The organism is Klenkia sp. AC732, assembly GCF_979256525.1.
In genome coordinates this window covers 72,676-97,005 of sequence record NZ_CEEDOS010000001.1, presented here as the reverse complement: position 1 = coordinate 97,005, position 24,330 = coordinate 72,676, and the positions used below count along the sequence as shown (strand labels likewise).

The 24,330-nt window shown below is 73.8% G+C and carries 23 protein-coding genes; 12 read left to right on the top strand and 11 right to left on the bottom strand.

All coding sequences use genetic code 11. The annotated features are described in order from the left end of the window. Positions 1-147 precede the first annotated feature (147 nt). Positions 148-432, bottom strand: coding sequence for a hypothetical protein (locus AC0IVP_RS00445; RefSeq protein ID WP_471753775.1), 285 nt, complete (start codon positions 430-432; stop codon positions 148-150). Positions 433-495: 63 nt separating this feature from the next. Then, complete coding sequence (locus AC0IVP_RS00440) at positions 496-1,296, bottom strand: DUF4253 domain-containing protein (RefSeq protein ID WP_471753773.1); 801 nt, start codon at positions 1,294-1,296, stop codon at positions 496-498. A 97-nt stretch (positions 1,297-1,393) separates the two neighbouring features. Between AC0IVP_RS00440 and AC0IVP_RS00435 the strand changes: the two genes are divergently transcribed. Then, complete coding sequence (locus AC0IVP_RS00435; protein WP_471753771.1) at positions 1,394-2,233, top strand: alpha/beta fold hydrolase; 840 nt, start codon at positions 1,394-1,396, stop codon at positions 2,231-2,233. Positions 2,234-2,313: 80 nt separating this feature from the next. Here AC0IVP_RS00435 and AC0IVP_RS00430 read toward each other — a convergent pair whose 3' ends face one another. Continuing rightward, positions 2,314-3,252 carry an exonuclease domain-containing protein gene (locus tag AC0IVP_RS00430; RefSeq protein WP_471753769.1) on the bottom strand — a complete coding sequence of 313 codons (939 nt, stop codon included), beginning with the start codon at positions 3,250-3,252 and terminating at the stop codon, positions 2,314-2,316. Between the two features lie 437 nt (positions 3,253-3,689). Between AC0IVP_RS00430 and AC0IVP_RS00425 the strand changes: the two genes are divergently transcribed. Next, a complete protein-coding gene (locus AC0IVP_RS00425) occupies positions 3,690-4,595 on the top strand; it encodes an ADP-ribosylglycohydrolase family protein (RefSeq protein WP_471753767.1) in 906 nt (301 codons plus the stop codon). On the opposite strand, the gene AC0IVP_RS00420 is transcribed toward AC0IVP_RS00425, so the two are convergent. Beyond that, the gene (locus AC0IVP_RS00420; protein ID WP_471753765.1) at positions 4,592-6,136 is read right to left on the bottom strand and encodes a PP2C family protein-serine/threonine phosphatase; all 1,545 of its coding nucleotides are present in this window, start codon (positions 6,134-6,136) and stop codon (positions 4,592-4,594) included. The two genes, AC0IVP_RS00425 and AC0IVP_RS00420, sit on opposite strands and share 4 nt — an antisense overlap. 210 nt (positions 6,137-6,346) lie before the next feature. On the opposite strand from AC0IVP_RS00420, the gene AC0IVP_RS00415 reads away from it, so the two are divergent. After that, positions 6,347-6,562, top strand: coding sequence for an ADP-ribosylglycohydrolase family protein (locus AC0IVP_RS00415; RefSeq protein ID WP_471753927.1), 216 nt, complete (start codon positions 6,347-6,349; stop codon positions 6,560-6,562). A gap of 28 nt (positions 6,563-6,590) precedes the next feature. On the opposite strand, the gene AC0IVP_RS00410 is transcribed toward AC0IVP_RS00415, so the two are convergent. Beyond that, positions 6,591-7,520, bottom strand: a complete 930-nt coding sequence (locus AC0IVP_RS00410) for an excalibur calcium-binding domain-containing protein (RefSeq protein WP_471753763.1) — start codon at positions 7,518-7,520, stop codon at positions 6,591-6,593. Between the two features lie 201 nt (positions 7,521-7,721). Between AC0IVP_RS00410 and AC0IVP_RS00405 the strand changes: the two genes are divergently transcribed. From AC0IVP_RS00405 to AC0IVP_RS00380, 6 genes are all read left to right on the top strand, one after another. After that, a complete protein-coding gene (locus AC0IVP_RS00405) occupies positions 7,722-9,590 on the top strand; it encodes a DNA/RNA helicase domain-containing protein (protein ID WP_471753761.1) in 1,869 nt (622 codons plus the stop codon). 38 nt (positions 9,591-9,628) lie between these two features. After that, complete coding sequence (locus AC0IVP_RS00400) at positions 9,629-12,223, top strand: DEAD/DEAH box helicase family protein (RefSeq protein WP_471753759.1); 2,595 nt, start codon at positions 9,629-9,631, stop codon at positions 12,221-12,223. Further along, positions 12,148-12,702 carry a DUF3427 domain-containing protein gene (locus tag AC0IVP_RS00395; RefSeq protein ID WP_471753757.1) on the top strand — a complete coding sequence of 185 codons (555 nt, stop codon included), beginning with the start codon at positions 12,148-12,150 and terminating at the stop codon, positions 12,700-12,702. Before AC0IVP_RS00400 ends, AC0IVP_RS00395 begins: the two co-directional genes overlap by 76 nt. A 432-nt stretch (positions 12,703-13,134) precedes the next feature. Beyond that, positions 13,135-13,773, top strand: a complete 639-nt coding sequence (locus AC0IVP_RS00390) for a MerR family transcriptional regulator (RefSeq protein ID WP_471753755.1) — start codon at positions 13,135-13,137, stop codon at positions 13,771-13,773. Beyond that, a complete protein-coding gene (locus tag AC0IVP_RS00385) occupies positions 13,770-14,624 on the top strand; it encodes a hypothetical protein (RefSeq protein ID WP_471753753.1) in 855 nt (284 codons plus the stop codon). The genes AC0IVP_RS00390 and AC0IVP_RS00385 overlap by 4 nt, the downstream gene beginning before the upstream one ends. An 84-nt stretch (positions 14,625-14,708) precedes the next feature. After that, a complete protein-coding gene (locus AC0IVP_RS00380) occupies positions 14,709-15,920 on the top strand; it encodes a hypothetical protein (protein ID WP_471753751.1) in 1,212 nt (403 codons plus the stop codon). A 126-nt stretch (positions 15,921-16,046) separates the two neighbouring features. Here AC0IVP_RS00380 and AC0IVP_RS00375 read toward each other — a convergent pair whose 3' ends face one another. Then, complete coding sequence (locus AC0IVP_RS00375; RefSeq protein WP_471753749.1) at positions 16,047-16,595, bottom strand: GIY-YIG nuclease family protein; 549 nt, start codon at positions 16,593-16,595, stop codon at positions 16,047-16,049. 52 nt (positions 16,596-16,647) lie between these two features. Between AC0IVP_RS00375 and AC0IVP_RS00370 the strand changes: the two genes are divergently transcribed. Then, entirely contained in the window at positions 16,648-17,466 is an 819-nt protein-coding gene (locus AC0IVP_RS00370; protein WP_471753747.1) for a hypothetical protein, read from the top strand. A 1-nt stretch (position 17,467) separates the two neighbouring features. Here AC0IVP_RS00370 and AC0IVP_RS00365 read toward each other — a convergent pair whose 3' ends face one another. The 3 genes from AC0IVP_RS00365 to AC0IVP_RS00355 are packed head-to-tail and all read right to left on the bottom strand — an operon-like array spanning position 17,468 to position 19,147. After that, positions 17,468-18,238 (bottom strand): HIRAN domain-containing protein, encoded by a 771-nt coding sequence (locus AC0IVP_RS00365; RefSeq protein ID WP_056294955.1) that lies wholly within the window; start codon positions 18,236-18,238, stop codon positions 17,468-17,470. Next, the gene (locus AC0IVP_RS00360) at positions 18,225-18,677 is read right to left on the bottom strand and encodes a HipA domain-containing protein (RefSeq protein WP_471753745.1); all 453 of its coding nucleotides are present in this window, start codon (positions 18,675-18,677) and stop codon (positions 18,225-18,227) included. The genes AC0IVP_RS00365 and AC0IVP_RS00360 overlap by 14 nt, the downstream gene beginning before the upstream one ends. Continuing rightward, positions 18,635-19,147 (bottom strand): hypothetical protein, encoded by a 513-nt coding sequence (locus AC0IVP_RS00355; protein ID WP_471753743.1) that lies wholly within the window; start codon positions 19,145-19,147, stop codon positions 18,635-18,637. Before AC0IVP_RS00355 ends, AC0IVP_RS00360 begins: the two co-directional genes overlap by 43 nt. A 61-nt stretch (positions 19,148-19,208) precedes the next feature. On the opposite strand from AC0IVP_RS00355, the gene AC0IVP_RS00350 reads away from it, so the two are divergent. After that, positions 19,209-20,426, top strand: coding sequence for an FAD-dependent monooxygenase (locus AC0IVP_RS00350; protein WP_056294964.1), 1,218 nt, complete (start codon positions 19,209-19,211; stop codon positions 20,424-20,426). Positions 20,427-20,505: 79 nt separating this feature from the next. Continuing rightward, on the top strand, positions 20,506-22,797 hold the full coding sequence (locus tag AC0IVP_RS00345) for a putative bifunctional diguanylate cyclase/phosphodiesterase (protein ID WP_471753741.1): 2,292 nt from the start codon (positions 20,506-20,508) through the stop codon (positions 22,795-22,797). 10 nt (positions 22,798-22,807) lie between these two features. Here AC0IVP_RS00345 and AC0IVP_RS00340 read toward each other — a convergent pair whose 3' ends face one another. Next, the gene (locus AC0IVP_RS00340) at positions 22,808-24,037 is read right to left on the bottom strand and encodes a type II toxin-antitoxin system HipA family toxin (protein ID WP_471753739.1); all 1,230 of its coding nucleotides are present in this window, start codon (positions 24,035-24,037) and stop codon (positions 22,808-22,810) included. Further along, positions 24,034-24,315, bottom strand: coding sequence for a helix-turn-helix domain-containing protein (locus AC0IVP_RS00335; RefSeq protein WP_056294973.1), 282 nt, complete (start codon positions 24,313-24,315; stop codon positions 24,034-24,036). Before AC0IVP_RS00335 ends, AC0IVP_RS00340 begins: the two co-directional genes overlap by 4 nt. Between the last annotated feature and the right edge of the window lie 15 nt (positions 24,316-24,330).

The window sequence follows — 24,330 nt, the reverse complement described above, 5'->3', positions numbered from 1 at the left end:
CGCCCGGCCCGCCGACCTGCAGCCGAGCCCATCCGCGCCGTCACCCGCCTGACCGCGAGCAGCGGTCACCGGTGCGCGCCCGGGCCGCGTACCGCAGCCCCAGCGGCGCCTCGGCGCGCACTCACGGACCGACGGCGCGCCAGTGCCTCAGCCCCAGCTGCCGGCGCGGGCCGCAGCGACGTTCGGGTCCTCCAGCGTGTGCGTCCGACGGCGGGGACCGCGGTCGGGGACCACAGCCGGGACGACGTCGTCACCCGGGTCAGCGGCGCGCACCGCCCGGCTGAGGCCGGACACCACGAAGGTGGCCATGCCGATGACGAGCCACAGCAGCGCGACGCCGCCGAGCTCGGGCACGGTGGCGCCCACGAGCAGCGGCGCGACGATTCCCCAGAGCACCACCCGGTGCGGGGCGGGGTACGCGCGTGGGTCCATGGCGTCGGTGTCGGCGCCAGGGTGGTCCGGGTTGAGCCGGGCTCACCCCAGGGTGTGACCCGGTCAGTCGAACCAGAGGTCCCACTGCGGCCGGACGGCGAGCTGCTCGGCGACCGCGCGGACGCTGTCCAACCCGGACTGCCACAGCGCGTCGGGGCACAGCGCCACGATCTCGGCGGCGGCCCGCTCGGCGGCCGCGCCGGTCGGCGGGGTGGGCACGAGCACGGTGAGGACGTCGGAGGACAGCCCGGCGACGACGGCGCCGTAGCGGTCCTCCCAGCTGCGCAGCACCGCGGAGACCTCGGCGGCGCTGCGGGCGTTGATCGCGCCCACCCAGCCGGCGAGGGCGACCGCGTCGGCCGGGCGGGAGCAGCTGACCAGCCCGAGCCGGGCGCCCTCGCCGAGGACGGTGGGCGTGGACAGCACCCGCGGCCCCTCCGGCGGCGCCGGCTGCAGGCCGGGGAAGCCGGTCTGGAAGGGCGCCAGCTGCGGGTCGCCGGCGGTGAACTGCTCCTGCCAGGCCCGGGCCAGCAGGGCTGCGGGGTCGACGGCGTCCACGGCCGAGACGGGCACCGGGTCCAGCTCGCCGATCGCCCAGGGCCGTTCGGGCTGCCCGGGGTTGCCGGTGAGCACCAGCGGCCAGAGCCCGGTGGTGGCGTGCGCGGCGGCGAACCGCGGCCAGAGCCCCCGGATGTGCGGGACGTCCTCGTCGGTGGCCCACAACGCGGTCGGGGTGGGCCCGCGGCCGAAGTCGGCGACGACGGGACGGCCGGGCGGGACCGCGAGCCCGATCAGCTCCAGCGGCCCCGCGGGCGGCAACGGCGCGAGCTGGGGCTGCGGGCGGGAGCGGCGGGAGAAGCGCACCGCCTGATCCTGGCGCATGCGCGGGGCCCGGAACCCGAACGGACGCCACACGCCGTCGGCCCTGGACTCCGACCCCCTGGGCCGGTAGGACGGGGGGATGGACGACGAGAAGACCCGCGGCTCGACCGTCCACGACCTGCGCGTGCCCGGCGCCCGAGTGACCTACGAGGTGCTGGGCTCGGGTCCGGTGGTCGCGCTGGTGGGCCAGTCGATCGGCGCCGACGGCTTCCGCGCGCTGGCGCAGCGGCTGGCCGACGACCACACGGTGGTGCTGCACGACCCGCGCGGCACCGGCCGCAGCTCGCTGGAGGACCCCGACGAGGGCGCCGACCCCGAGCTGCTCGCCGACGACCTGGCCCGCGTCCTGCGCACGGTCACCGACGGCCCGGCCGACGTGTTCGGCGCCAGCGGCGGCGCGGTGACCGCGCTGTCCCTCGCGCTCACCCACCCGGAGCTGGTCGGCACGACGGTGGCCTACGAGCCGCCGCTGGTGTGGTGGCTCGACGACGGTCCGCAGGCCGCCCGGCAGGTGCACGGCGTGGTCGAGGCGCACCGCTCGCACGGCCTGGACGCCGGCCTCGACGCCTTCGCCGCGTTCACCGGCTTCACCTCCCCGCGGCGGGAGCGCCCGCTGCCCGGCTCCCCCGGCAGCGATGTCCGGGTCACCGAGCGGCTGGTGCTCAACGCGCTGGAGCCGATCTGCCTGTACCGGCCCGACCTGGGCACCCTCCGCGGCACCGACCGCCTCGTCGTCGGCGTGGGGACGACGTCCGGCGGCGAGCTGGCGCACCGCTGCGGCCGGGCCCTGGCCCGCGCGCTCGGCACGGAGCCGGCGGTCTTCCCCGGACACCACGGCGGGTACGGCGGCCCCGAGGTCGGCGGGGTGGCGGAGGCGTTCGCGGTGCGGTTGCGGGAGGTGCTGGCCGGGGCGCGGTAGTGCCGCCCGCCCGGGTGAGTGCCTCCGTTCTACGCGTCGCCGACGCCGCACCTGGACTCAGCCGTCAAGGGTCCACCGGGTCACGCAAGGTCGATCGACTGACCGTCCAAGCAACGGACGAAGTCGTCCTCGGTCATCACCTCGATCTTCTGACCGCCCTCCTGGAGCTCGAAGGCCCTTCTCGCCTTACCGGTCAACGCAGACCCGGGCCGCAGCACCGTCGGGTCGATGTCCCCGACGACCAGGACGTTGGTCCGTTTCGTGGTGCCCTTCTCGGCCACGGCACCGACTTTCGCGCACTCGTCCCACGCCATCTGTCGGGTCATGGACGACAACGTGCCGGTGATGACGACGACTCGGCCGAACAGGTAGCCCTCCGGATCGGCGTCTTCGGCACGCTGACCCTGCACGAGTCCACGGGCTGACGACGCCAGGCTGCCCTCGTGCCGTCCCTCGCTCATCCGCCCGACCCGGACACCAATGGCTCGAGCCAACGCGTCGACGTCCCCAGCGTCGTACCGATCAGCCAAGGCCCGGACGATGTCGACGACGGCGACGGCATCAGCCAGGGCGTCGTGGTGCCTGCCCATCGACAGGCCCAGGGCCTCGATCACGTAAGGGAGTCGGTACGACGGGGAGGGCAGGGCCTGACGCGCCAACACGAGTGAGCACAGATATCGCATCGCCGGCCAACGGAGTCCGTCTGCTGCGCAGGCGGAACGGATCACGCCGATGTCGAACGCTGCGTTGTGACTCACGACGACATCACCACCGATGAACTCCATGATGCTGGGCAGTACCTCCCCCCAGTGGGGGGCGCCAGCCACAGCTGCTGCCGTGATGCCGTGGATCTCCACGTGCCAGGGATCGAAGTGCGCGACGACAGCCGGTGGGTGGATCAGCCAATCGCGCTCGTCGACAGCCACGCCGTCCCGCACCCTGACCAGACCCACCGAACAGGGTGATCCCCGAAATGAATTCGCGGTCTGGAAGTCGATTGCGGTGAAGTCCAAGCCCATCGTGCCAGTCCCCGATCTCGCGGTTTTGCCCCAGCCGGACGCCACAAGAGCCACGTTCTCACGCCCCAGCGACTGAACGAGGCGTCCGTTCTCCCTCACACCGGGGTGTCGGCATTCCAGACCTGGTCTGGTCGAACTCCAGTCGACCCACGACTGCAGCGTGGTCTCACCGCGACGCCCAGTGGGCGGCCTTGCACCCGCCCTCATGGGGTGACGCCCGAGCCGGCGAGATGCCCCAGGCAGCGATCGTGCCCGAGGTCCGGGGTGGCGGAGGCGTTCGCGGTGCGGTTGCGGGAGGTGCTGGCCGGGGCGCGGTAGTGCCGCCCGCCCGGTTGGATGGGGCCGACCGGCGGTGCATCGGCGCCGCCCCCTGCCCGGGAGGCGACACGGCCCTGGACCGTCCTGATCGAGCCGCCGGCGCCGTCCTCGGCTCGGCCGTGGGTGATGCACTCGGCGCACCGTTCGAGTTCGGCCCACCCGGGCGCTACTCGGCCCGTTTCCCGGTGGACGCCGACGGGCCGCAGGACGAGATGTGCGGTGGCGGCGCGCTGGGGTGGGCGCCGGGTGAGTTCACCGACGACACCCAGATGGCGCTGCTGGTCGGGCAGTCGCTGGTCGAGTCCGGCGGGCTGGACGAGGCCGACCTGTTCGGCCGGTTCGCCCGGTGGGCTGCGGGCGACCCACCGGACATCGGCAACCAGACCCGCGCGGTCCTGGGCTCGGGGCGCCCGTGGGACGTCGCCGCCGCCGAGCACTTCGCCCGGTCCGGGCACGCCGCGGGCAACGGCTCGCTGATGCGGACGACGCCGGCCGCGGTCTTCTTCGCGCCCCAGGGCAGAGCCGCGACGATGGACGCAGCCCGCCGGATCTCGGCCCTGACGCACGGCGACCCGTCCGCCGGCGAGGGCTGCGCGGTCTTCCACGAGCTGGTGCGGGTCGCACTCGACGGCGGTGACCCGCTCGGGGCCGTCGACGGTGCGCTCGACGAGGTGGCGCCCGAGCACCGGGACCGGTGGGCGACCGTGCTGACCGCGGACTGGACGCCGGCGGACGCCACCGAGACGAACGGCGCGGTGTGGCCGACGCTGGGCCAGGCGGTCTGGGCGCTGCGCGGGGCGTCGTCGTTCCCCGAGGTGCTGCGGCGCGTGATCGACCTGGGTGGCGACACCGACACGGTGGCCGCGGTCGCCGGCGGTATGGCCGGCGCCGTGTTCGGGGTGGACGGCATCCCGGCGCGGTGGGTGGCCGTGCTGCACGGCCGGGTGCCCGGGTTCGGCGACCACCGCTGGGACGTCGGCGACCTCACCGGGTTGGCAGCCGAGCTGGCAGGCGGCGCCCACTAACGGTCCGGCTCGTCGACGCGGACGCAGACGACGGTGTGGTCGTCCCGCCGCGGCGCGCTGCCGCCGAACCGCATGCTGGCCGCGGCGAGGGCGGCCACCAGTCGCTCCGGCTCGGCGCCGGGGTGGTCGGCGGCCGTCGCCAGGACGCCCTCGGTGCCGAACTCCTCCCCCGCGGGGCCGCGGGACTCGGTGACCCCGTCGGTGAAGACCAGCAGCAGGTCGCCGGGGTCGGTGCCCACCGTCTCGGTGCGCCAGCGGCGGCCGAGCATGGCCGAGGACAGCAGCGGCCCCGTCGTCCCCAGCTCGAGGTGGGTCGGCGCGCCGCCGGTGGTCCGGAGGAGCAGACCGGAGGGGTGGCCCGCGTTGGCGTGGGCGAGCGTGCGCTCGGCGGCGTCGAGGACGGCGACGAACACGGTGGCGAAGCGGCCGACGGGCACCTCGGCGAGGTCGGTGCAGACAGCGGTGAGCGCGTCGCCGGGGCTCAGGCCGGCGCGCAGCGCGGCCAGCAGGGTGTGCTTGAGCCGGAGGGCGAAGACGGCGCTGGCCGGCCCGTGCCCCGCGACGTCGCCGACCACGAGGGCCAGCCGGGTCGGGGACAGTGCGACGGTGTCGAACCAGTCGCCGGCGAGGACGCCCTCGGCCGGGTCCAGGCGCCCGGCGACCGTCATCCCGGGGACGTCGTCCTCGGCGGGCTCCAGTGCCTCGCGCAGCGCGGAGACCGCAGGCCCGGTCTGCTCCAGGGCCTCCAGGGCGCGGCGGCTGCTGTGCAGGTCGGCGGCGAGCCGGTCACGCATGGCGGTGACGTCGGCGGCCAGGCTGCGCATCTCCTGGGCGCCGGTGACCGGCAGGGTGGCGCCCAGGTCGCCCGCGGCGACGGCCCGGGTGGCCTCCGCGAGCCGGGACAGCGGCCGGGCGAGGGCCCGCCACAGCACCACGCACCCGACGACGGTGACGAGCAGCAGCGTGGTGAGCGTGGCGGAGAGCAGCATCGTGAGGCGGTCCTGCAGCTCCCCGAGCCGGTCCGCGGTCGCGTCCCGGGCAGTGGTCAGCCAGTCGGCGACCGCCTGCTCGCGGACCCGGATCGTGTCGAAGAGCTGCTTGCCGCGCTTGGTGCCCACGACCGACGAGGCGTCCTCGCCTCGCCCCGCGGCCACGGCGTCGATCTGCGACTGGGCGTACGCCACCCAGGCCGCGTGCGCCTCGTCCAGCCGGTCGACGAGCTCAGCCGGTCCGCCGACCTCCGCCCAGGACACCCGCAGGTCGTCCGTCAGCGCGGGGACGGCGTCCGCCGCCTCCCGGTAGGGCGTGAGGAAGTCCGGCGCCCCGGTGAGCAGGTAGCCCCGCAGCCCGGTCTCCTCGTCGACGTAGCCGGTGAGCAGCCGCGCCTCGATCCGGTCGGCACGGCTCAGCTCGTCCTGCCGGGCTTGGGTCGCCTGCACCTGGTCCTCGGTGGCGAAGACGGCGGTCGACGCGGCGACGATCAGCACGAGCAGCAGGGCGCTGAGGACGAGCACCCAGCGCGTCAAGCCGTGCCGTCGCACCGGTGCGGCTCCTGTCGTCGTGGCCCCGGAGTCCGGGGACCATCACCCCGTCTCGCAAGGTGTGCAGGTTATCGAGGCGCGAGAGCGTCAGCGTCGGACACCGATCCGAGAGCAGACAGCGGAGACGAGAACCGCGGCGGACTGGGCCTGCGGGTCGGCTCCAGCTCTGCGCGAGCGCGGAAGCTCACGTGGAGTGGAGGCTGAGTCGAGCTGTCTGGGCGCCTGCGCGGCGGGACGTCCTTCCCGCAGGTGCTGCGGCGGGTCGTCCACCTGGGTGGTGACACCGACACGGTGGCCCCCATCGCGGGTGCGCTGACAGGTGCCGTGTTCGCCGACGAGCGCATCCCCGGAGCGGTGGCGGTGGTCCTGCACGGCCGACTGTCCGGGTTGGGGGAGCACCGGTGGACCGCACAGGACCCTCACTGAGCTGACCTCGACGCTGGCCGGCAGCTGACTACTCGCAGCCCACCCCATCGTCGTCCCGGTCGAACTTCGGCTGGAAGCCCGGGTCGCCCGGGGAAATCGGCGCCGCGCCAGCCGCCCGGACTGCATCGCAGTTCTGGTAGTACGGCTCGGCGCCGCCACCAGAGCTGGCGCCGCTGCCCGACCCCCCGCTCGAACCGAGGACAGGAGCGGGCGCGGGGACGGCCGCGGGCACGCGCGCGGGCACGGGCACGGGCGCAGCCCAGGTGTAGGAGCAGCTCGCCGACGCAGTCTGCCCAGCGACGTCCGTGAGCACCGCCTGGACGACGAAGGTCCCGGCGCTCAGGTACCGGTGGGAGAAGACCGCGGCCAGGTTCTGGTCGTCGTTCGTGTACACGTCACCGTCGCCGTAGTCGATCGTCACCTCGTACGGGCCAGTCGCCGAGATCTGCTGGCCGTAGACCGGCGAAGCACCCGAGCCTGCGCCGGGGCAGGTCATCGACATGACCGGGGCGGGCGGCAGGGCCGGGGTGGTCGGCGCCGCCGAGGTGGTCGTGACCGCTTGCACGGGGCGCGTGGTCGAAGGACTCGAAGTGGCCGGCGCAGGAGCGGTCGTCGTGACCGCCGCGACCTGCTCCGGGAGGGGCTCGGCGTCTGCAGCGGGAGCCAGCGAACCACCGATGCCGGTCACCACGAAGCCAGCAGCTGCGACCCCCGCGGCGGCGCGACGGCTGGCGATGCCCAAGCCGTGCAGTCGACCCCGGAGCAAGGCCCATGCCCCAACGGCCAGCACGACGAGGCCGACGGCGCTCAGGCCTCCGCTGACCCCGCCGCTGGCGAATCCGATCAGCACGACCAGTGCGGCGAGCCCGCCCGACACGACCACCGTCTTGGCAGGGCCGGACGACCCACCCGCTGTGTCGATCGATCCGCCGTCGCCCCCGGGGCCATTCCACGTCATGCCCGCAGTCTGCGATCGGATCGGTACCGCGTGGTTCCCGACTCGCCCACCGAGGCAGCGGCGCGGTCCCAGCAGCCTCTCCCGCCGCAGAACACCCGCACGCCCGGGTGGATATGGTTCCTCGACGCGGTACGACTGGCTTCCGAACGCAGGACACGCCCCCCATCCGCACGATGACTTCGTGCTGCTCGGGGGACGACCGTGGTTCTGCTCCGCACCTCAGGCGACGGTCTGCAGACCCTGGCGGCTGCGGACCGCGTCGGGTCCACGTTGGCCGGCCAGATGCGGGTGACGATGAGCCGGGCCGCCTCGGCCGCCGAGGTCCGGTCGTGGGAGGCGAGCCTCACGGCGCTGTCCGCCGACCTGCAGCAGGCCGGGCTGGGTGGGGTCGAGGTGCTGCTGGAGTACCAACTGCCGTTGTCCAGCAAGCGCATCGACGTCGTGCTCGTCGGGGAGCACCCCCGGCGCGGAGGACCGTCCTACGTCGTCGTCGAGCTCAAGCAGTGGTCCCGGGCCGAGCTCTTCGAGGACGAACCGGAGCTGGTGCTGCAGTCGAGCTACGGCCGACGGCCCGTGCTGCACCCGGTCGCCCAGGTGCGCGCCTACTGCGAGTACCTCCAGGACTTCGTGGACTGCCTGCACGGCAGCCCAGACGTCCTCGCCGGCGCGGCCTACCTGCACAACGCCATGGACGACGGAGTGGACGCGTTGCTCGCCTACCCGCAGGACGAGTTGGGCCGCCTGTTCACCGGCCGCGACCGGGGCGACTTCATCGAGTTCCTGCAGGCTCGCCTGACACCCACGAACGCCTCGGTCCACGCCGACCGCCTGCTCCGCTCCTCGCACTCCCCCAGCAAGCAGCTGCTGGCCGTCGCAGCCGAGGAGATCCGCACCCGCGAGCAGTTCGTCCTCCTCGACGAGCAGCGGGTCGCGTACGACCTGGTGCTCCACGAGGTCGAGAAGGCCCGGAGCGGAGACCACAAGAGCGTCGTCATCGTCTCGGGCGGGCCCGGCAGCGGGAAGAGCGTCATCGCCCTGTCCTTGCTCGGCGAGCTGGGGCGCCGGGGCATCCGCGCGGTGCATGCGACCGGTTCGCGGTCCTTCACGCAGACGCTGCGGAAGGTCGCAGGTCACCGGGCCCCCGCAGTGGCCAAGCTCTTCGTCTACTTCAACCAGTTCATGTCGGCAGACAAGAACGGGTTGGACGTCCTCATCGCCGATGAAGCGCACCGCATCCGCGAGACCTCAGTCGACCGATACACCAGCAAGGCCGTGCGAGAACGAGCGCGGCCGCAGGTCGACGAACTGATCGACGCAGCACGGGTACCGGTCTTCCTCCTGGACCAGCACCAGGTCGTCCGCCCCGGTGAGATGGGCACCGTCGACGACATCGAGAAGCACGCCCGCGACAAGGGTCTCGACGTCCACCGGATCGACCTGTCGACCCAGTACCGCAGTGGTGGGAGCAGCGCGTACATCGACTGGGTCGAACGCCTCCTGGGCCTGAGCCCGGGCGGCCCCGTGCCGTGGGTCGGCGACGAGCGGTTCGAGGTGCGCACCGCTCCGACCCCGTCTCGGATGGAGACACTGCTCGCGGAACGCCTCGCCGAGCACCAGAACGCGCGGATGGCGGCTGGGTACTGCTGGCCGTGGAGCGACCCGACGGAGCACGGCGAGCTGGTGCCCGACGTCCACATCGGCGACTGGTCGCGTCCGTGGAACCTGAAGGGGGACCGCGCCGTCGGCGGCGCCCCGCCCGCTGCCCTCTGGGCGAGTGACGACCGCGGATTCGGGCAGGTCGGCTGCGTCTACACCGCGCAGGGCTTCGAGTACGAGTGGAACGGCGTGCTGATGGGCCCGGACCTCGTGTGGCGGACCGACCGGTGGGTCGCCGTCCGCAGCGCCAACCGGGACCCGGACTTCAAGAACACCACGAGGGTCGGCGACGGGGACTTCGACCTCCTGGTCCGCAACGTCTACAAGGTGCTGCTCACCCGCGGGCTGCGCGGTGTGTACCTCTACTCGACCGACGACGAGACGCAGAGCTTGCTGGAGTCCCTGGTCCGGTGATCTGCACGTCAGCTCCCGGGGCGGGCTAGGTTCGGCCGATGGGGGACGAGCCGGTCGCTGGCCTGTACGAGCACCTGATCACCACCGGTCTGCACGAGCGCCTGCGGCACCTGGACGACGACCTCCTCGACCTCGGCCAGGTGGACGCGGTGGAGGCCGCCGACATCCTCGCCCGCCACCTCGGAGACCTGGCTCGCCGAGCTCTCCGCGCGGTCGACGGCAAGGACCCCGCCGAGAAGCTGAGGCACCAGGTCGCCCTCGCCAACCGGCTGGCCGTCGCCTTGGAGGACGACGAGGTCGTCCTGGATCCGGCCAGACTCCTGCTGGCCGTCTCACGCCCCAGCGGGACCCCTGGCCGCCCGGTGCCTCCACTTCGGCCGGCGACCCCGCTGGCCACGAGCGCCCTGCTGGTCAACGGCCACGGTCAGCCCAAGATCGGCAGAGAGGTCAACCGGGAGCTGCTGTCGGCCGACCGGGTCGACCTGCTCTGCGCCTTCATCAAGTGGGCCGGCCTGCGCGTGCTCGAGACCGGGCTCGAGGACCTGCGGGGCCGTGGGGTGCCGCTGCGGGTGCTCACCACCACGTACATGGGCGCCACCGACCCTCGAGCCATCGACCGGTTGGTCGAGCTGGGCGCCGACGTCCGGGTCTCCTACGAGACGCGAAGCACCCGGCTGCACGCGAAGGCCTGGTTGTTCCGCCGGGACAGCGGGCTGTCCACGGGCTACGTCGGATCCTCGAACCTGTCGGCTCCGGCGCTCACCGACGGCCTGGAGTGGAACGTCCGGCTGTCGTCTGCCGAGCAGGGTCACCTGCTCGACACGTTCGCCGCGACGTTCGACAGCTACTGGGCCGACCCGTCCTTCGAGCCCTACGACCGGGCTGCCGACGGAGATCGACTCCGTACCGCACTGAGCCGCGAGCGCAGCGGCGACCTCCCCATCGAGCTGACCTCGCTCGACGTCCGGCCCTACGGGTACCAGCAGGAGATCCTCGAGGCACTGGCCGCGGAGAGGGTGGTGCACGACCGCTGGCGCAACCTCGTGGTCATGGCGACCGGCACGGGCAAGACCGTCGTCTCGGCTCTGGACTACAGGAACCTGCGGCGAGACCACGGCGTCAACACCCTGCTGTTCGTGGCGCACCGCAAGGAGTTGCTGCACCAGAGCCTGGCCACCTTCCGGCACACCCTGCGCGACGGCTCGTTCGGCGAGCTGCTCGTTGACGGCGCACGGCCCCAACAGTGGCGGCACGTCTTCGCCTCGGTGCAGTCCCTCGCCCAGGTCGACCTCGCCGAGCTCGACGCGCACCACTTCGACGTCGTGGTCGTCGACGAGTTCCACCACGCCGAAGCTGCGACCTACCGACGACTGCTCGACCACCTGCAGCCCAAGGTCCTCGTAGGGCTGACGGCCACCCCCGAGCGAACCGACGGCGCGGACGTCGGCAGCTGGTTCGGCGGCCACCGCGCGGTCGAGCTCCGACTGTGGGAAGCACTGGACCGCGGCCTGCTCGCACCGTTCCAGTACTTCGGCACCCACGACGGCGTCGCCCTCGACGGGCTCACCTTCCGTCGGGGCCGTGGCTACGACATCGCCGAGCTGGACGGCGTCTACACCGGCAACGACGCCCGGGTCGCCCTCGTGCTGCGTGCCGTGCAGGACAAGATCGAGAACCCGCAGCGCATGCGGGCCCTGGGCTTCTGCGTGAGCCAGCAGCACGCCGAGTTCATGGCGGCGCGCTTCACCGCCGCCGGCATCACCAGCCGTGCCGTCACTGCGACCACCAGCAGCACCGATCGGTCCGCTGCCCTGGCGGCACTTCGCGATGGCACGGTGCAGGTGCTGTTCACCGTCGACCTGTTCAACGAGGGCATCGACCTTCCCACCGTGGACACCGTGCTGTTCCTCCGCCCACCGAGAGCGCCACGGTCTTCCTCCAGCAGCTGGGCCGCGGGCTCCGCCTGGCCGAGGGCAAGGCGTGCCTCACGGTCCTGGACTTCATCGGTGCCCAGCACCGCGACTTCCGCTTCGACCTGCGCTACCGCGCACTCACCGGCGTCACGCGGCGGCGGCTCGTCCGCGAGATCGGGGACGGCTTCCCCACCCTGCCGGCCGGATGCCACGTCGAGCTCGACCGGGTGTCCACCGAGGTCGTCCTGGCCAACGTCCGGCAAGCCCTCGACGTCCGTTGGCCCGGGTTGGTGGCCGAGGCCCGCGGACTGCCGGGTTCGACCCTGCTCGCCTTCCTGGCCGAGACCGGCGTGGAGCTGGAGGACCTCTACCGAGGTCAGGACCGCGGGTGGCTCGCGCTTCGGCGGGCCGCCGGTCACGTGGTCCCGCCGTCGGAACCCGAGGACGACGACAGCGCGCTCGGCCGGGCGATCGGCCGGCTCCTGCACGTCGACGACCCGGAGCGTCTGGATCACCTTCGACGGGTCATGGACAGGACCCCCGCCCTGGTGGACGACCGGGACCGTCGCCTGTGCGCGATGCTCAACGCCACGCTCTGGGGCTCGACCGAACCGTTCAGCGATCTCGAGAGGGCGCTGGCACGCTTGGTCGCCCAGCACGAGCGGGTCGACGAGCTGCGCGAGGTCGCCGATGTCCTCTTCGAGCGCATCCACCGCGTGACGCCGGCCGCGTCCACGGTCGAACCCCTGCACGTCCACGCCCGGTACAGCCGCACCGAAGCCCTGACCGCGTTCGGTGTCCGATCGCTGAGGGGCACGTTCGGGTCCGGAGTCCACTTCGCACGCGAGGCCGGCGCCGACTTGTTCTTCGTCACGTTGGTGAAGACCGAGGCGCACTTCTCCCCCACCACGATGTACGCGGACGCGGCGATCTCCCCGACGCTGTTCCAGTGGGAGTCGCAGAACGCCACCCGGGCCGACTCCCCCACCGGTCGCCGGTACCGGCACCACCGTGACGAGGGGTCCTCGGTCCACCTGTTCCTCCGCGAGTCCAAGGAGGGAGCGCTCGGGACCGCGCCCTACCTCTACGCCGGGCCCATGGACTACCGGTCGCACAGCGGTGAACGTCCGATGCGCATCCTGTGGGAGCTCCGGCACGCCTTGCCCGCCGACGTCTTCGCCGTTGCGAAGGTGGCCTGAACCGCGTGACGGGGAAGCCTCAAGGCACCCAGCACCCGCCACCGGGCACCAGCCCCGGCACCAGTGACGTGCCAGGCCTCTGACTGACGACCTCCACCAGTCGACCCCGGTCCGTCGTGCTCCCGTCCACCGGTGCTGACGACGTGATCATCGAGGGGTGCTGACTGCCGTCCCCACGCCCATCCCGTGCTCCTGGGTCTCCGGCAACAGCTCTTGCTCGACCGCCGGCATCAACACCGAGTGCGGCGACTGCTCGGTCGTGGACCGCCCGCTCTGCCGCACCGACGTAGCCCTCTGCGCCCGCATCGGCGGGCGGCCGCGCTCGTCTTGCCCGCGGTCGCCGTGAGCGTCGCAATCACGCTGGTAGCCCGAGGCTCGCCGAAACGCCCCGAGCATGTTGACAGCCTCACTATCGACAGCGATGCTGTCGACATGCGCATCGCCGAGCTCGCCGCCCGCAGCGGCGTCACCGCGACGTCCGTCAAGTGGTACGTCAGCGAGGGCCTACTCCCTCCCGGCGAGCGCACGGGCTACAACCAGACCGAGTACACCGAGGACCACCTCACCCGGCTGCACCTGATCCGCAGCCTCATCGAGGTGGGCGGGCTCAGCGTGGCGGCGGCCAAGGACGTGCTCACTGCCGCCGACGACCCGGGCCACCCGTTCGGGAACACCCTGGGCATCGCGCAGGCCTCGCTCCCCCGGCAAGCCTCGCCGCCGTCGGAGGAGTCGGTGCAGCAGGTCACCGACATCGCCCGAGAGCGCGGCTGGTCGGTCTCTCCCGGCAACCCCGGGGTCGCCGCGGCCGCCGCGGTGCTGGACCGGTACCGCGCCCTGGGCCGGGAGGACCTGGCCGCCACGCTGCCCGGCTACGCCCGCGCCGTCGAGGTGGTCGCCGAGGCCGACCTGGACTGCGTCACGAAGAACCTCGACGCGGGCCCGGTGACGGCGGCACAGACCGTCGTCGTCGGCACCGTGCTCGGGGACGCCCTGCTCGCCGGACTGCGCCGCATGGCCCAGGAGAGCGAGTCCGTCAGCCGTTTCGGACCCACCCCCGGGAGCCCCGCGTGACCACCGTCCTCGACCGTCCCACCCGCACAAGGCTCAACCGGCCGCTGATGGTCCTGGCGGCCGTCATGGTCGGCACCGCCCTGGTCACCGGCCTGCTCGCAGTCGTCGCCCCGGTCGAGATCACCGGCACCAACGGCTGGCTCAAGCCGCTCAAGTTCTCGATCTCCATCGCGGTCTACGCCGTCACCATCGCCTGGCTCGTCGACAAGCTCCCCGAGCGCCGGCAGCGCCTGGGCCGGGCCGCCGCCTGGGTGGTCGTCGTCGGACTCGTGCTGGAGATGGTCGTCATCGTCGGCGCCGTCGCCGCCGGCACGACCAGCCACTTCAACGTGTCCAGTCCCCTGGCGGGTGGCCTCTGGGCGCTCATGGGGTTCTCGATCGCCGCCGTCTGGCTCGTCACCCTCGCCCTCGCCGCCCTGCTCTGGCGATCCGCCGACGCCGACGCCGCCCGGCTGCTGGCCATCCGTGCCGGCCTCGTCATCGGCCTGGCCGGCATGGCCGTCGCCTTCCTGATGACCTCCCCCACCCCCGACCAGCTCGACGACTTCGCCGGGATCGCCGGCGCCCACGCCGTCGGCGTCCCGGACGGCGGGGCCGGCCTCCCCCTGCTCGGCTGGTCCACCACCGGCGGCGACCTGCGCGTCCCGCACTTCGTCGGCATGCACGCCCTGCAGGCCCTGCCGCTGCTGGTCCTGGCGCTGGAGGCGCTGTCCCGGCGGGTGCCGGCGCTGCGGGACGCCGGCCTGCGCCTCCGGGTCGTCGCCGTCGCCGCGATCGGCTACGCGGGGCTGGTCGTGCTGCTGACCCTGCAGGCGCTCGCCGGCATCCCGGTCACCCAGCTGGCCGGCTGACCCGGCGGAACTCGAGCACCAGCTCTCACCAGTCGCCCGAGGGCGCTCCGGCCCGCCCCAGCCGGGTCACGGCATGATCGGGGCGTGTCCGAGCGCCGGCGTCCACCGTCCTGGCCAGGGTGCGCTGCCGCACTCGCCGCCGTCCTCGCACTGGCCGGCTGCAGCGCGACCGTCCCCGGCAGCGCCGTCCCCGCGGGCGCTCTCGTCACCCTCGCCGAGGACGTCGACCTGGGCGTCGCCGACACCGGCGGCGGCGGGCGGGTGGAGCTCACCGCCCTGGACAGCGCCGGCCGGCCCGTCGTGGTCAGCACCACGGAGTTCGCCGGTCAGGCCGGCCTCACCCGCGGCACCCACCTGGCCACCAGCACCCCGATCGCCTCGCTCGGCGAGTTCGGCCAGGTCGACGCCATGGCCGTGGCGCCCGACGACACCGTCGTGCTGCTCGCCGGCTCGGGCGAGGTGGGTGCACCGGCCGTCGTCCGGATCGCCCTCGACGGCACCGAGCAGGCGTTCCCGCTGGACCTGCCCGACGTCGTCGACGTCTTCTCCGCCGGGTCCGCGCTCGCCGGGGTCGGCGTCGCCTTCACCCCGGACGCCTCGAAGCTGCTGCTCACCGACGTCCCGGTCGACAGCAGCCAGGGCTTCCCGGTCAACGAGGGCCAGCTCCAGGTCATCGTCGTCGACACCACCACCGGCGCCGCCCAGCAGGTCGTCGAGATCCCGCTGGTCGACCCGGTCGGCGTCGTCCCCGGGGAGGCCCAGCTGCGGGTCGAGGCCGCCGACATCGGCGCCGACGGCAGCGTCGCGGTGGCCGTCGCCTTCGCCGACCGGGACCCCGCCGTGCTGCGCCTGGACGCGGGCCTCGTCCCGCTCGGTCCCGCCGTCGGCTACCCGGCGCCGGAGAACGAGTACACGACCTTCCTCGCCCTGGACGACGCCGGCACCCTCCACCTCACCCAGACCGCGGACGGCGTCCAGCTGCTGCGGCTGCCCGCCGGGGCCACCGAGACCGAGTTCGTGGCCACCTTCAGCGAGGACTCCGGCATCGTCCGCGGCCTCGCCGTCGACGCCTCCGGCACCTGGGCCTACCTGACCGGGCTCACCGACATCGACCTCGGCGAGACCGTCGTCGCCGTCGACCTCGCCACCGGCGTCACCACCCCGCGCACCCCGTTCTGCGACCAGGGCTCCAGCGGAGCGCCCTGGCTGAACAGCAACGGGACGACGCTGCTGGTGTCCGGCGAGTGCAGCGACGTCACGACCAACCAGGAGCACGTCTACCTGTTCACCGCATGAGGACGGCGAGCCGGTCCCTGCGGCACCGTGCGCGGGTGCCGTGGCGGCGGGCTCGTTCGCCTGTGCTGTGGGGGGCGCGGTGGTCGTGGACAGCCGGGTGCTCCCCTGGGTGTTGCCGTGAGCGGGTCAGCGGCCGGCTGACCGCGCCGCCTCCCGCCACCGCCGCCGGGCGTCGGAGACGAACCCGTGCAACGGGTGACCGGAGTTGTCCGCCAGGTTCAGCGGCGGCTCCAGCTCGCCGATGACGGCGGCCTCCACCGTCCACGGCTCCGCGTGCTCGGCCCAGGTCACCTGCAGCGTCGACGCCATCCACTCCGACAGCGCGAGCTCGTCCCGGTTGACCAGCACCGGCCGCGACGTCCACCGGCTGTGCCAGCCCTGCTGCTCGCTGAGCAGCGCCGCGAGCGACCGGCGCAGCGTCGACGAACCCGTCGTCCCGCGGATGTGGTCGTCCACCACGCGCGTGCGCACCGTCGCCGAGGACGCCGGACCGTTCGGCGCGATCCCGACGTAGAGCAGCTGCACCGGAGCCGTCGGGTGCCGCGGGCCGGAGATGCCGGGCAGCGCCCCGAACCGGCCCCACCAGGCGTACAGGCCGGGCACCGCCGGCACGTCCGTCCGGGCCTGGTCCAACAGCACGGGCAGCGAGCGCAGGGCGTCGACCACGGAGTCCATGCCGCCATCCAACCCGGCGGAACCCAGCACCGGCCCCGCACGTCATCACCGCATGCGCTCCCTGGCGGCCGTCCTCGGCCTCGGCCTGCTCCTCACCGCCTGCGGCTCCCCTGCCGGTGACGACGGCGACGGCGGCACCGCCCTGCCGGCCGAGCCCGGTGCGCTGGTCCTGCGGGTCGCCTACACCGGCGGCTACGTGACGCCGGAGACCACGGTCAGCCGGCTGCCCCTGGTGAGCGTCTACAGCGACGGCCGGGTGGTCACCGAGGGGCCGGTCCCGGCGATCTACCCGGGCCCGGCCTGGCCCAACGTGCAGGTCGCCGACCTGCCCGACGGCGGGGTGCAGGAGCTGGTCGACGCCGCGCTCGCCGCTGGGGTGGCCGAGACCGGCGACCTGGGCGAGCCGCCCCTCGCCGACGCCGCGACCACCCGGTTCACCCTGGTCACCGACGGCGAGACGCACGTCCGCGACGTGTACGCCCTGGACTTCACCGACGGCGGCTACACCGCCGAGCAGCAGTCGGCCCGGGACGCCCTGACCGACCTGGTCGAGCGGCTCACCGTCCTGGACGGCGGGACCGCCGCCTACGAGCCCACCGCGGTGGCCGCGATCGCCTCGCCCTACGCACCCGGAGACGCGACCCTGCCCGACCGCTCCCCCGTCGAGTGGCCCGGCCCCGACCTGCCCGGGGAGACCGTCGGCCCCGGCGTCGCGTGCGTCCTCGCCACCGGGGAGCAGGCCACCGCCGTCACCACCGCCGCCCGGGACGCCGACGGCCTCACCCCCTGGACCAGCGGCGGGCAGCAGTGGGCGGTCACCTTCCGGCCGCTGCTGCCCGACGAGCAGGACTGCGCCGATCTGACCGACTGACTCAGGCGAACTCGGTGACGGTGTCCCACAGGGGCCCGGAAAAGGGCGGCCGCTGCGGATCCACCGACCCGTCCAGCCGGACGAGCAGTCGCAGCCGACTGCCGACCTCAGGACCGTTGACCCGGGCGACAGTGAGCCGGGCGCCGTCCACCGACATCACGTACTCGAGCAGCGCGTCAGGGACGTAGCCCAGCGGCTGTCCCTCACCCTCCACCACCAACTGGGCGTGCGGGTTCCACCGGTTGTCGGGTTGGGGCTGGAGAGCCAGCGCCGTACCCGCGGACAAGCGACCGACGCGCTCGTCCGCACCTTCGACGTGGCGCACCCCGTGTACGAGGAAGAAGCAGTGGGTGGCGCCATCGGGCTGCACCTCAGGCACGGGCAGCAACATGATGCCGTCGCCTGTCCGCTGACCTCCGGAACGGGCGAGCACCTCGAGAGGGGTCACCTCCCCGGACAGGTCCAGGGCAGCCAGGAACACAGGATGCTCGGGTCGCCGCGGGTCCATGATCCGCTCGGCGAAGAGCGGGAACAGCCCGTCGGACCGGTACACCCGGCCGACGTCCGCAAAGCCGAGGAAAGGACGAAAGCCCTCCCGCCGCACGGCCGATCGGAGGTACTCGAAGGTGTACCGGTCGGTTTCCGCACCGGGGGTCACGCTGAGGAAACCGACGGGGCGGTAGAAGTGCTCGCTGTCCTGCTCCGTCACGAGGAGTCGGCGCTGTGCGAGCCCGTGCGACTGCAACGGGACAGTCAGGTCATCGACAGACACGGAGGATCCTCTCTCGGTTGATCTCCACGAGGTTCTCGCAGAACGTACGAGCAGGGTCTGACATTCGCGGGACGTCGGCGATCAGACCGTGGACTGCGTCACGACCGACGGTCTCCAGACGGCCGAGCCAGCGGTCGCGTGCTCGTGGGGCCGCAAGGTCAAGCGCCTGAGCAGCGAAAGTGGTCAGCGGCACCTTGGCTCCGTCCTCGAACTTCCGGCCGAATCCGCGCTCAGCGAAGCTCTCGAGCCCTGCCCTGTCCTCGGCGAGCCTCGACCTTCGCTCTTCGGTGAGGGACGAGCCCAGCGCAGCACCGTGGTCGTAGGTGGGCGCCAGTGTCATCGTCCCGTCGAGGGCTCGGAGCACAGCCCAGTTCTCCTCGTGCCGGTCCAAGTTCCCTACCCAGGCATCGAGAACGAGGCAGCCGGCGAACACGTCCACCGCAGACAGCTCCGAACCAGCGAGCTAGGGGGCGGCCCGACCCCGTGGCGCCCCAGCTGCTCGACGACCTTCACGACCGAATGGCCCACGTGGTTCTTCGGCGGACGGTTCAGGCTGTCGCGGTAGCGGTAGTCAGGCACGTCAGCCAGCAGGTTGGCACCGTTCTGAAAATCCGTGTCGGGCAGCTTGAGGTCACGCGAGACGACTCCGGGCTCGACCTCGCCTGCCTCGGCTCTCGTGGCCAACTCGATCTGCGCCGTTGGCAGGCCGAGCGCGCGAGCCAGTGATTCGACGAGCTTCTCCGCCCAGTCCTCACCCTGGAGCTCTCCGGTGTGCGACGCCACGCGCGTGGCCTTGTACAGCCAGAGGGCTCCGTCCGGGTCGAGCCGCCACTGGTTGGACCCGCTGCCTCTCGCCTCCAGCTGCACCGTCCCCCAGCCAGAGACGTCGAGGACCTGGGCGACGACCACACCAGGACCGTATCGGGCTCCGCGACCGGCACTGTGAGCTGTGAGCCCGTTGACTGTCGGCATGCCCCCGACCGTGCTCGTCTCCGGCGCCAGCGTCGCCGGCCCCACCCTCGCCTTCTGGCTGGCCCGCGCCGGCTACGCCGTGACCGTCGTCGAGCGCACCGACGGCCTCCGCGAGGAGGGCCAGAACGTCGACGTCCGCGGCGCCGCCCGCGAGGTGCTGCGCCGGATGGGCCTCGAGGACGCCGCCCTGGCCGCGACCACGGGTGAGCAGGGCACCGCATTCGTCGACGACCGGGGCCGGGACATCGCCGCGTTCCCGGCCGGCACCGACGACACGTCCGGCCCCACCGCAGAGCTGGAGATCCTCCGCGGCCGGCTGGGCCAGCTGCTGTTCGACGCCACCGAGCACGACGTCGAGTACCGCTTCGGCGACCAGGTCCGCGGCCTGGACCAGGACGCCAACGGGGTCGACGTCACCTTCGCCTCCGGCGCCCAGGAGCGCTTCGACCTCGTCGTGCTGGCAGAGGGCGTCAACTCCCGCACCCGTGCACTCGCCTTCCCCGAGGCCCGCAAGCAGCACCTGGGCATGGTCATCGCCTACCTGACCATCCCGCGCCAGGACGACGACACCGACTGGTGGCGCTGGTACGTGGCCGGCCGCGGCCGCGGGGTCTCGCTGCGCCCGGACGACGTCGGCACCATCCGCGCCGCGGTCAACCTGATGACCGACACCCGCGGGCTGGACGAACTGGACAGCGCCGGCCAGGCCACCGTGCTGCGACGGGCCTTCCAGGACGTGCCGTGGGGCGCCCCGCGCATCCTGGACGCCCTCGCCGACGGCGCACCGTTCTACTTCGAGGACCTGGCCCAGATGCACCTGCCCTCCTGGTCGGCCGGGCGCATCGCGCTGGTCGGGGACGCCGCCTGGTGCGCCACCCCGGTCAGCGGCATCGGCACCACGCTGGCCCTGTCCGGCGCCTACACGCTCGCCGCGTCCCTGGCCGCCACCCCCGACCACCGGGCCGGCCTGGCCGACTTCGAGCAGCGGATGCGGCCCTTCGTCGCGAAGGCGCAGTCCCTGCCTCCGGGCACCCCCGGCCTCGCCAACCCGCGGACGGACCGGGGCCGCGCGCTCCTGTGGGCCGCCCTCCGGCTGGCCGCCAGCCGGCCCGCGCAACGCGTGGGCGGTCTCGTCGGCGGAGCACTGGGCTCCTTCGGGCGACCGCCCGCCGACGCCTACCGGCTCCCCGAGGCCCCGTCCGCCGTCGCCGACTGACCCGGCCTGCTCACCCGTGCTGGGGTGACAGCTGTAAGCCCCCTTCACCTGCACCGACCCAGCTGCCGAAGATGCACCCGTGCACCTCCCGACCACCCTCCGGCACCGCGCCGGCGACGGCGTCCGCTGGCTCCTGCCCGTGGCCCTCGCCGTCGTCGCGCTGCCGCTGGCCGCCGTCCCGGACACCCGGGTGGCGGCCGTCCTGGTGGTCTCCGTGCTCGCCTCGCTCGCCCCGCTCGTCGGCCTGACCCGGCACCGCCCCGAACAGCGCTGGCCGTGGGTCGGGGTGGCGGCGATGACCGGCCTCCTGACCGCCGCCCAGTTCGCCCACACCGCCGGCTCCGCGGGCTGGGCCACCGGCCTGTCCGTCAGCGGCATCGGCGTCGGCCTGGCGCTGGTCACCGTCCTCTTCCGCCGACCCTCCGACGTCGCGAACGGCCAGCCCGAGCCCGACGGCGGGTCCACCGCCGCCCAGCGCTGGGGACGACGCACCGACCAGGTCCTGGTGCTGGTCGTGATGGTGCTGGCCGGCGTCCAGGTGGTCGCCTCGGTGACCTCCGCGGACCTCCCACTGGCCGCGGCCGGCGCCCCCTTCGACGTGGTGCTGGCCTGCGTCGTGCTGCGCCTCATCGCCTCCCGGGCCTGGCGTCCGGGGCCGGCCCTGCTGATCACCGGCGGCGGTGTCCTCGCCGTGTACGACTGCCTGGTCGCCGACACCGGGGTCCGCGTGGTGGGTCCGGGGCACCCGCTGGGCGTGCTGTGGGTCCTGGGCATGTGCGCCCTGGTCGGTGCCGCCCTGCACCCCAGCATGGTCGCCACCTTCGACGTCACCCGTCCGCCGCGACGCCGCTCGGAGTCCGCCCGGCTCGCCGGCCTGCTGCCGCTGGTGCTGGTCCCACCGCTGCTGTGGCTGCTGTCCAGCAGCTCCGAGCTGCCGACCGCCTGGTACCTCGCCGTGGGCGCCGTCATCGGCGCCCTGGGCATCGCCCGCGGCGCCCAGTCGGTGGCCGACAGCGACCGGCGGGCCGACCGCGACCCGCTCACCGGCCTCGCCAACCGCCGGGGACTGCAGGCCGCCTTCGACGCGCAGCTGCTGCGCCCGGCACCCGCCGACGCGGTCGGCCGCCTGGTCCTGCTGGACCTCGACGACTTCAAGGGCGTCAACGACACGCTGGGCCACGAGGTCGGCGACCGGCTGTTGGTGGCCGTCGGCCAGCGACTGGTCGACGCCGTCGGCGACGCCGGCCTGGTCGCCCGCTCCGGCGGCGACGAGTTCGTGCTGCTGCTCGGCCCGGGCGCACCCGCGGTCGACGACGTCGTGGCGACCGCGTTCGCCGAGCCGGTCCGGCTGGGCACCCGGTTGTCCGACCAGCTGCAGACCGTGCGGGCCAGCGCCGGCTGGCTCGACCTGCGCCCCGGCGACCGGCTGCCGCTCACCCTCGCCGACGCCGACGTCGCGCTGTACGCCAGCAAGGCCGACGCCCGCGGCACCGCGACCCGCTTCTCCCCCGCCCTGCGCGAGCAGGTCCTCGGCGAGCTGGGCCTGGCCGCCGACCTGGGCCGGATGCTGCAGGGCTCCCCGGACGCCGGACGGCTCGTCCTGGAGTACCAGCCGCAGGTGTCCCTGCCCGGCCGCGAGCTCGTCGGCGTCGAGGCGCTGGTCCGCTGGGCGCACCCCACCCGCGGGCTGGTCTACCCCGACACGTTCCTGCCGCTGGCCGAGCGCCGCGGCGACGGCGCCGCCGTCGACGCCTGGGTGCTGCGCACCGCCTGCGCCGCCGCCGCCCGCTGGTTCGGCCAGGGCCTGCCCTGGTCGGTCAGCGTCAACCTGGGCCGCTCCAGCATGGTCGACGCCGGCCTCGCCGCCCGGGTCCGGACGACGCTGCGCGACACCGGCCTGCCCGCCGACCGGCTGCACCTGGAGATCACCGAGCACGACGCGCTCCCCGTCGGGGCCGGGGTCCAGGCGCTGCACGACCTGGCCGCCGACGGCGTCGGGGTGCACCTGGACGACTTCGGCGTGGGCTACACCTCGCTGGCCTACCTGCAGCGCTACCCGGTCAGCGTCCTCAAGCTGGACCGCTCCGTCACCGGGGACGACCGCTCCCCCGCCCTGCTGTCCGGTGTCGTCGCGCTCGCCGACGCCCTGGGCATCACCGTGCTCGCCGAGGGCGTGGAGACCGACGAGCAGTGCGCCCACCTGGCCGCGCTCGGCGTCGACTGCGGGCAGGGCTGGCTGTTCGGCCGGCCGGTCTCCGAGGCCCGGCTGCTGCGCGAGAGCGTCGTCCTCACCGACGACGGTCCCGTCACCGACGACGTCCCCGTCACCGACGACGCCCCCGCCACCGACGTGGTCGCCGTCCCCGCCTGAGCGGGGTGGTTCAGCCGGTCAGCTCGCCCGCCCGCTCCCGGAGCAGGGCGGCCAGCCGGTCGGAGGTGGCGTCGTCGAAGCCGATCTCCCCGACCCGGTCGGCCCAGGGCAGGACAGCAGCGGCGATCCGGTCAAGCGACCGGGCGACGGCCCGCTCGGGGAGCCCCCAGCGCTGCGCCGCGTCCAGCCACCACCGCCGGCCGAGCCGGTTCGCCCGGCCGTACAGCGGGACCGCCATCGGGTCGGCCCAGCCGGCGTAGGGCTGGGTGCACAGCAGGTCGTAGACCGGGGTGACCTCCCACAGCCCGTCGGGGGCCTGCCGGACCGAGAGGTTCTTGCCGTGCAGGTCGCCGTTGCCGACCACGTAGGACAGCGCCGCCGTCTCCAGCACCCGCCTCAGCGCCAGCGGCCGGGACCCCCCGCCGCGCTCCACGGCGTCGGCCAGGGCGAGGGCCGCCTCCTGCAACGACACCCGGTACTTGGCGGCCGGGTAGCGGCCGAGCACCTGGCAGGCGTCCTCCTGCGGCAGCCGCCGGGGCGGTCCGCCGGGGACGACGACCCGGTCGAAGCGCTCCACCAGCAGCCCCTGCCGGCCGTGCCGGTCGGTCAGCAGCCGGTGCCCCGGGGTCGGCAGCCCGCAGGAGCCGGCCAGGGAGAGGAAGAAGTGCTCGTTGGCCACCAGCCGCGGCCAGCCCTCGGGGTCCAGCTTCAGGATCGCCGGGCCGACGTCGGTGCCCAGCGGGGTGGAGACGACGGCGGCCGAGACCTTGACCTGGACGCCGGGCAGCGCCACCCGGTCGACCCGGGCCGGGTCGGTCGAGGTGGCCCGGGCGAAGAGGTCGGTGAAGTCGACGTCGGGGGCGCCGGTGTCCAGCAGCGGGGCCGCCTCGACCGGCGGTCGGCCGTGCTCGGTCACCTGGACGTCGCCGATGGTGTCGGCGCCGACGAGCAGCAGCAGGGTGAGGTGGTCGTCGGCGGAGGTGTGCGCGCCGCGGGTGATCGCCTGCAGCCGGGCGCCCTCGGGGAGCAGGCCGGCGAAGAAGGCCGGCGCCGAGCCGGCGCCGGCCCGCACGGGCTCCGGGGTGAGCGGCAGGGTGCTGGCGACCGGGGGCGCGTCGGGGTCGGCGAGGTAGCCCGCGTCGTGGGCGAAGACGACGTCGTCCCCGTCGCGGGTGAGCGTGCCGGCCAGCCGCCCGGCCTTGTGCACGTCGGCGACCAGCACCTCCCGGAGGTCGCTCACCGGGGTTCCAGCAGCAGCACGTCGCGGGCCGACCGCAGCGAGGGGCGCGGGCCGACGCCCAGCCCCAGCCCCAGCGCCTCGAGGACGGCGAGCGCGATCACCAGGGTGACCGACTCCCGGCCGGCCTCCAGGCCGCGGACCGAGGAGACCCCGACGCCGGCGAGCTCGGCCAGGTCGAGCTGGGTGAGCCCGAGCTGCAGCCGCCGGTCCCGGACCAGCGCGCCGGCGTCGGCCAGCCCCCCGGTCGAGGTCTTCTCCCGCCGTCTCGGTGCGGCCATCTGAGCTCCCTGTCG

Coding starts and splice junctions, on each gene's coding strand:
- AC0IVP_RS00370 (WP_471753747.1), top strand. CDS start 16,648: ATGCGCTCCCTGGCGGCCGTCCTCGGCCTCGGCCTGCTCCTCACCGCC.
- AC0IVP_RS00335 (WP_056294973.1), bottom strand. CDS start 24,315: ATGGCCGCACCGAGACGGCGGGAGAAGACCTCGACCGGGGGGCTGGCC.
- AC0IVP_RS00350 (WP_056294964.1), top strand. CDS start 19,209: ATGCCCCCGACCGTGCTCGTCTCCGGCGCCAGCGTCGCCGGCCCCACC.
- AC0IVP_RS00410 (WP_471753763.1), bottom strand. CDS start 7,520: ATGACGTGGAATGGCCCCGGGGGCGACGGCGGATCGATCGACACAGCG.
- AC0IVP_RS00430 (WP_471753769.1), bottom strand. CDS start 3,252: ATGGGCTTGGACTTCACCGCAATCGACTTCCAGACCGCGAATTCATTT.
- AC0IVP_RS00375 (WP_471753749.1), bottom strand. CDS start 16,595: ATGGACTCCGTGGTCGACGCCCTGCGCTCGCTGCCCGTGCTGTTGGAC.
- AC0IVP_RS00390 (WP_471753755.1), top strand. CDS start 13,135: ATGCGCATCGCCGAGCTCGCCGCCCGCAGCGGCGTCACCGCGACGTCC.
- AC0IVP_RS00435 (WP_471753771.1), top strand. CDS start 1,394: ATGGACGACGAGAAGACCCGCGGCTCGACCGTCCACGACCTGCGCGTG.
- AC0IVP_RS00400 (WP_471753759.1), top strand. CDS start 9,629: ATGGGGGACGAGCCGGTCGCTGGCCTGTACGAGCACCTGATCACCACC.
- AC0IVP_RS00445 (WP_471753775.1), bottom strand. CDS start 432: ATGGACCCACGCGCGTACCCCGCCCCGCACCGGGTGGTGCTCTGGGGA.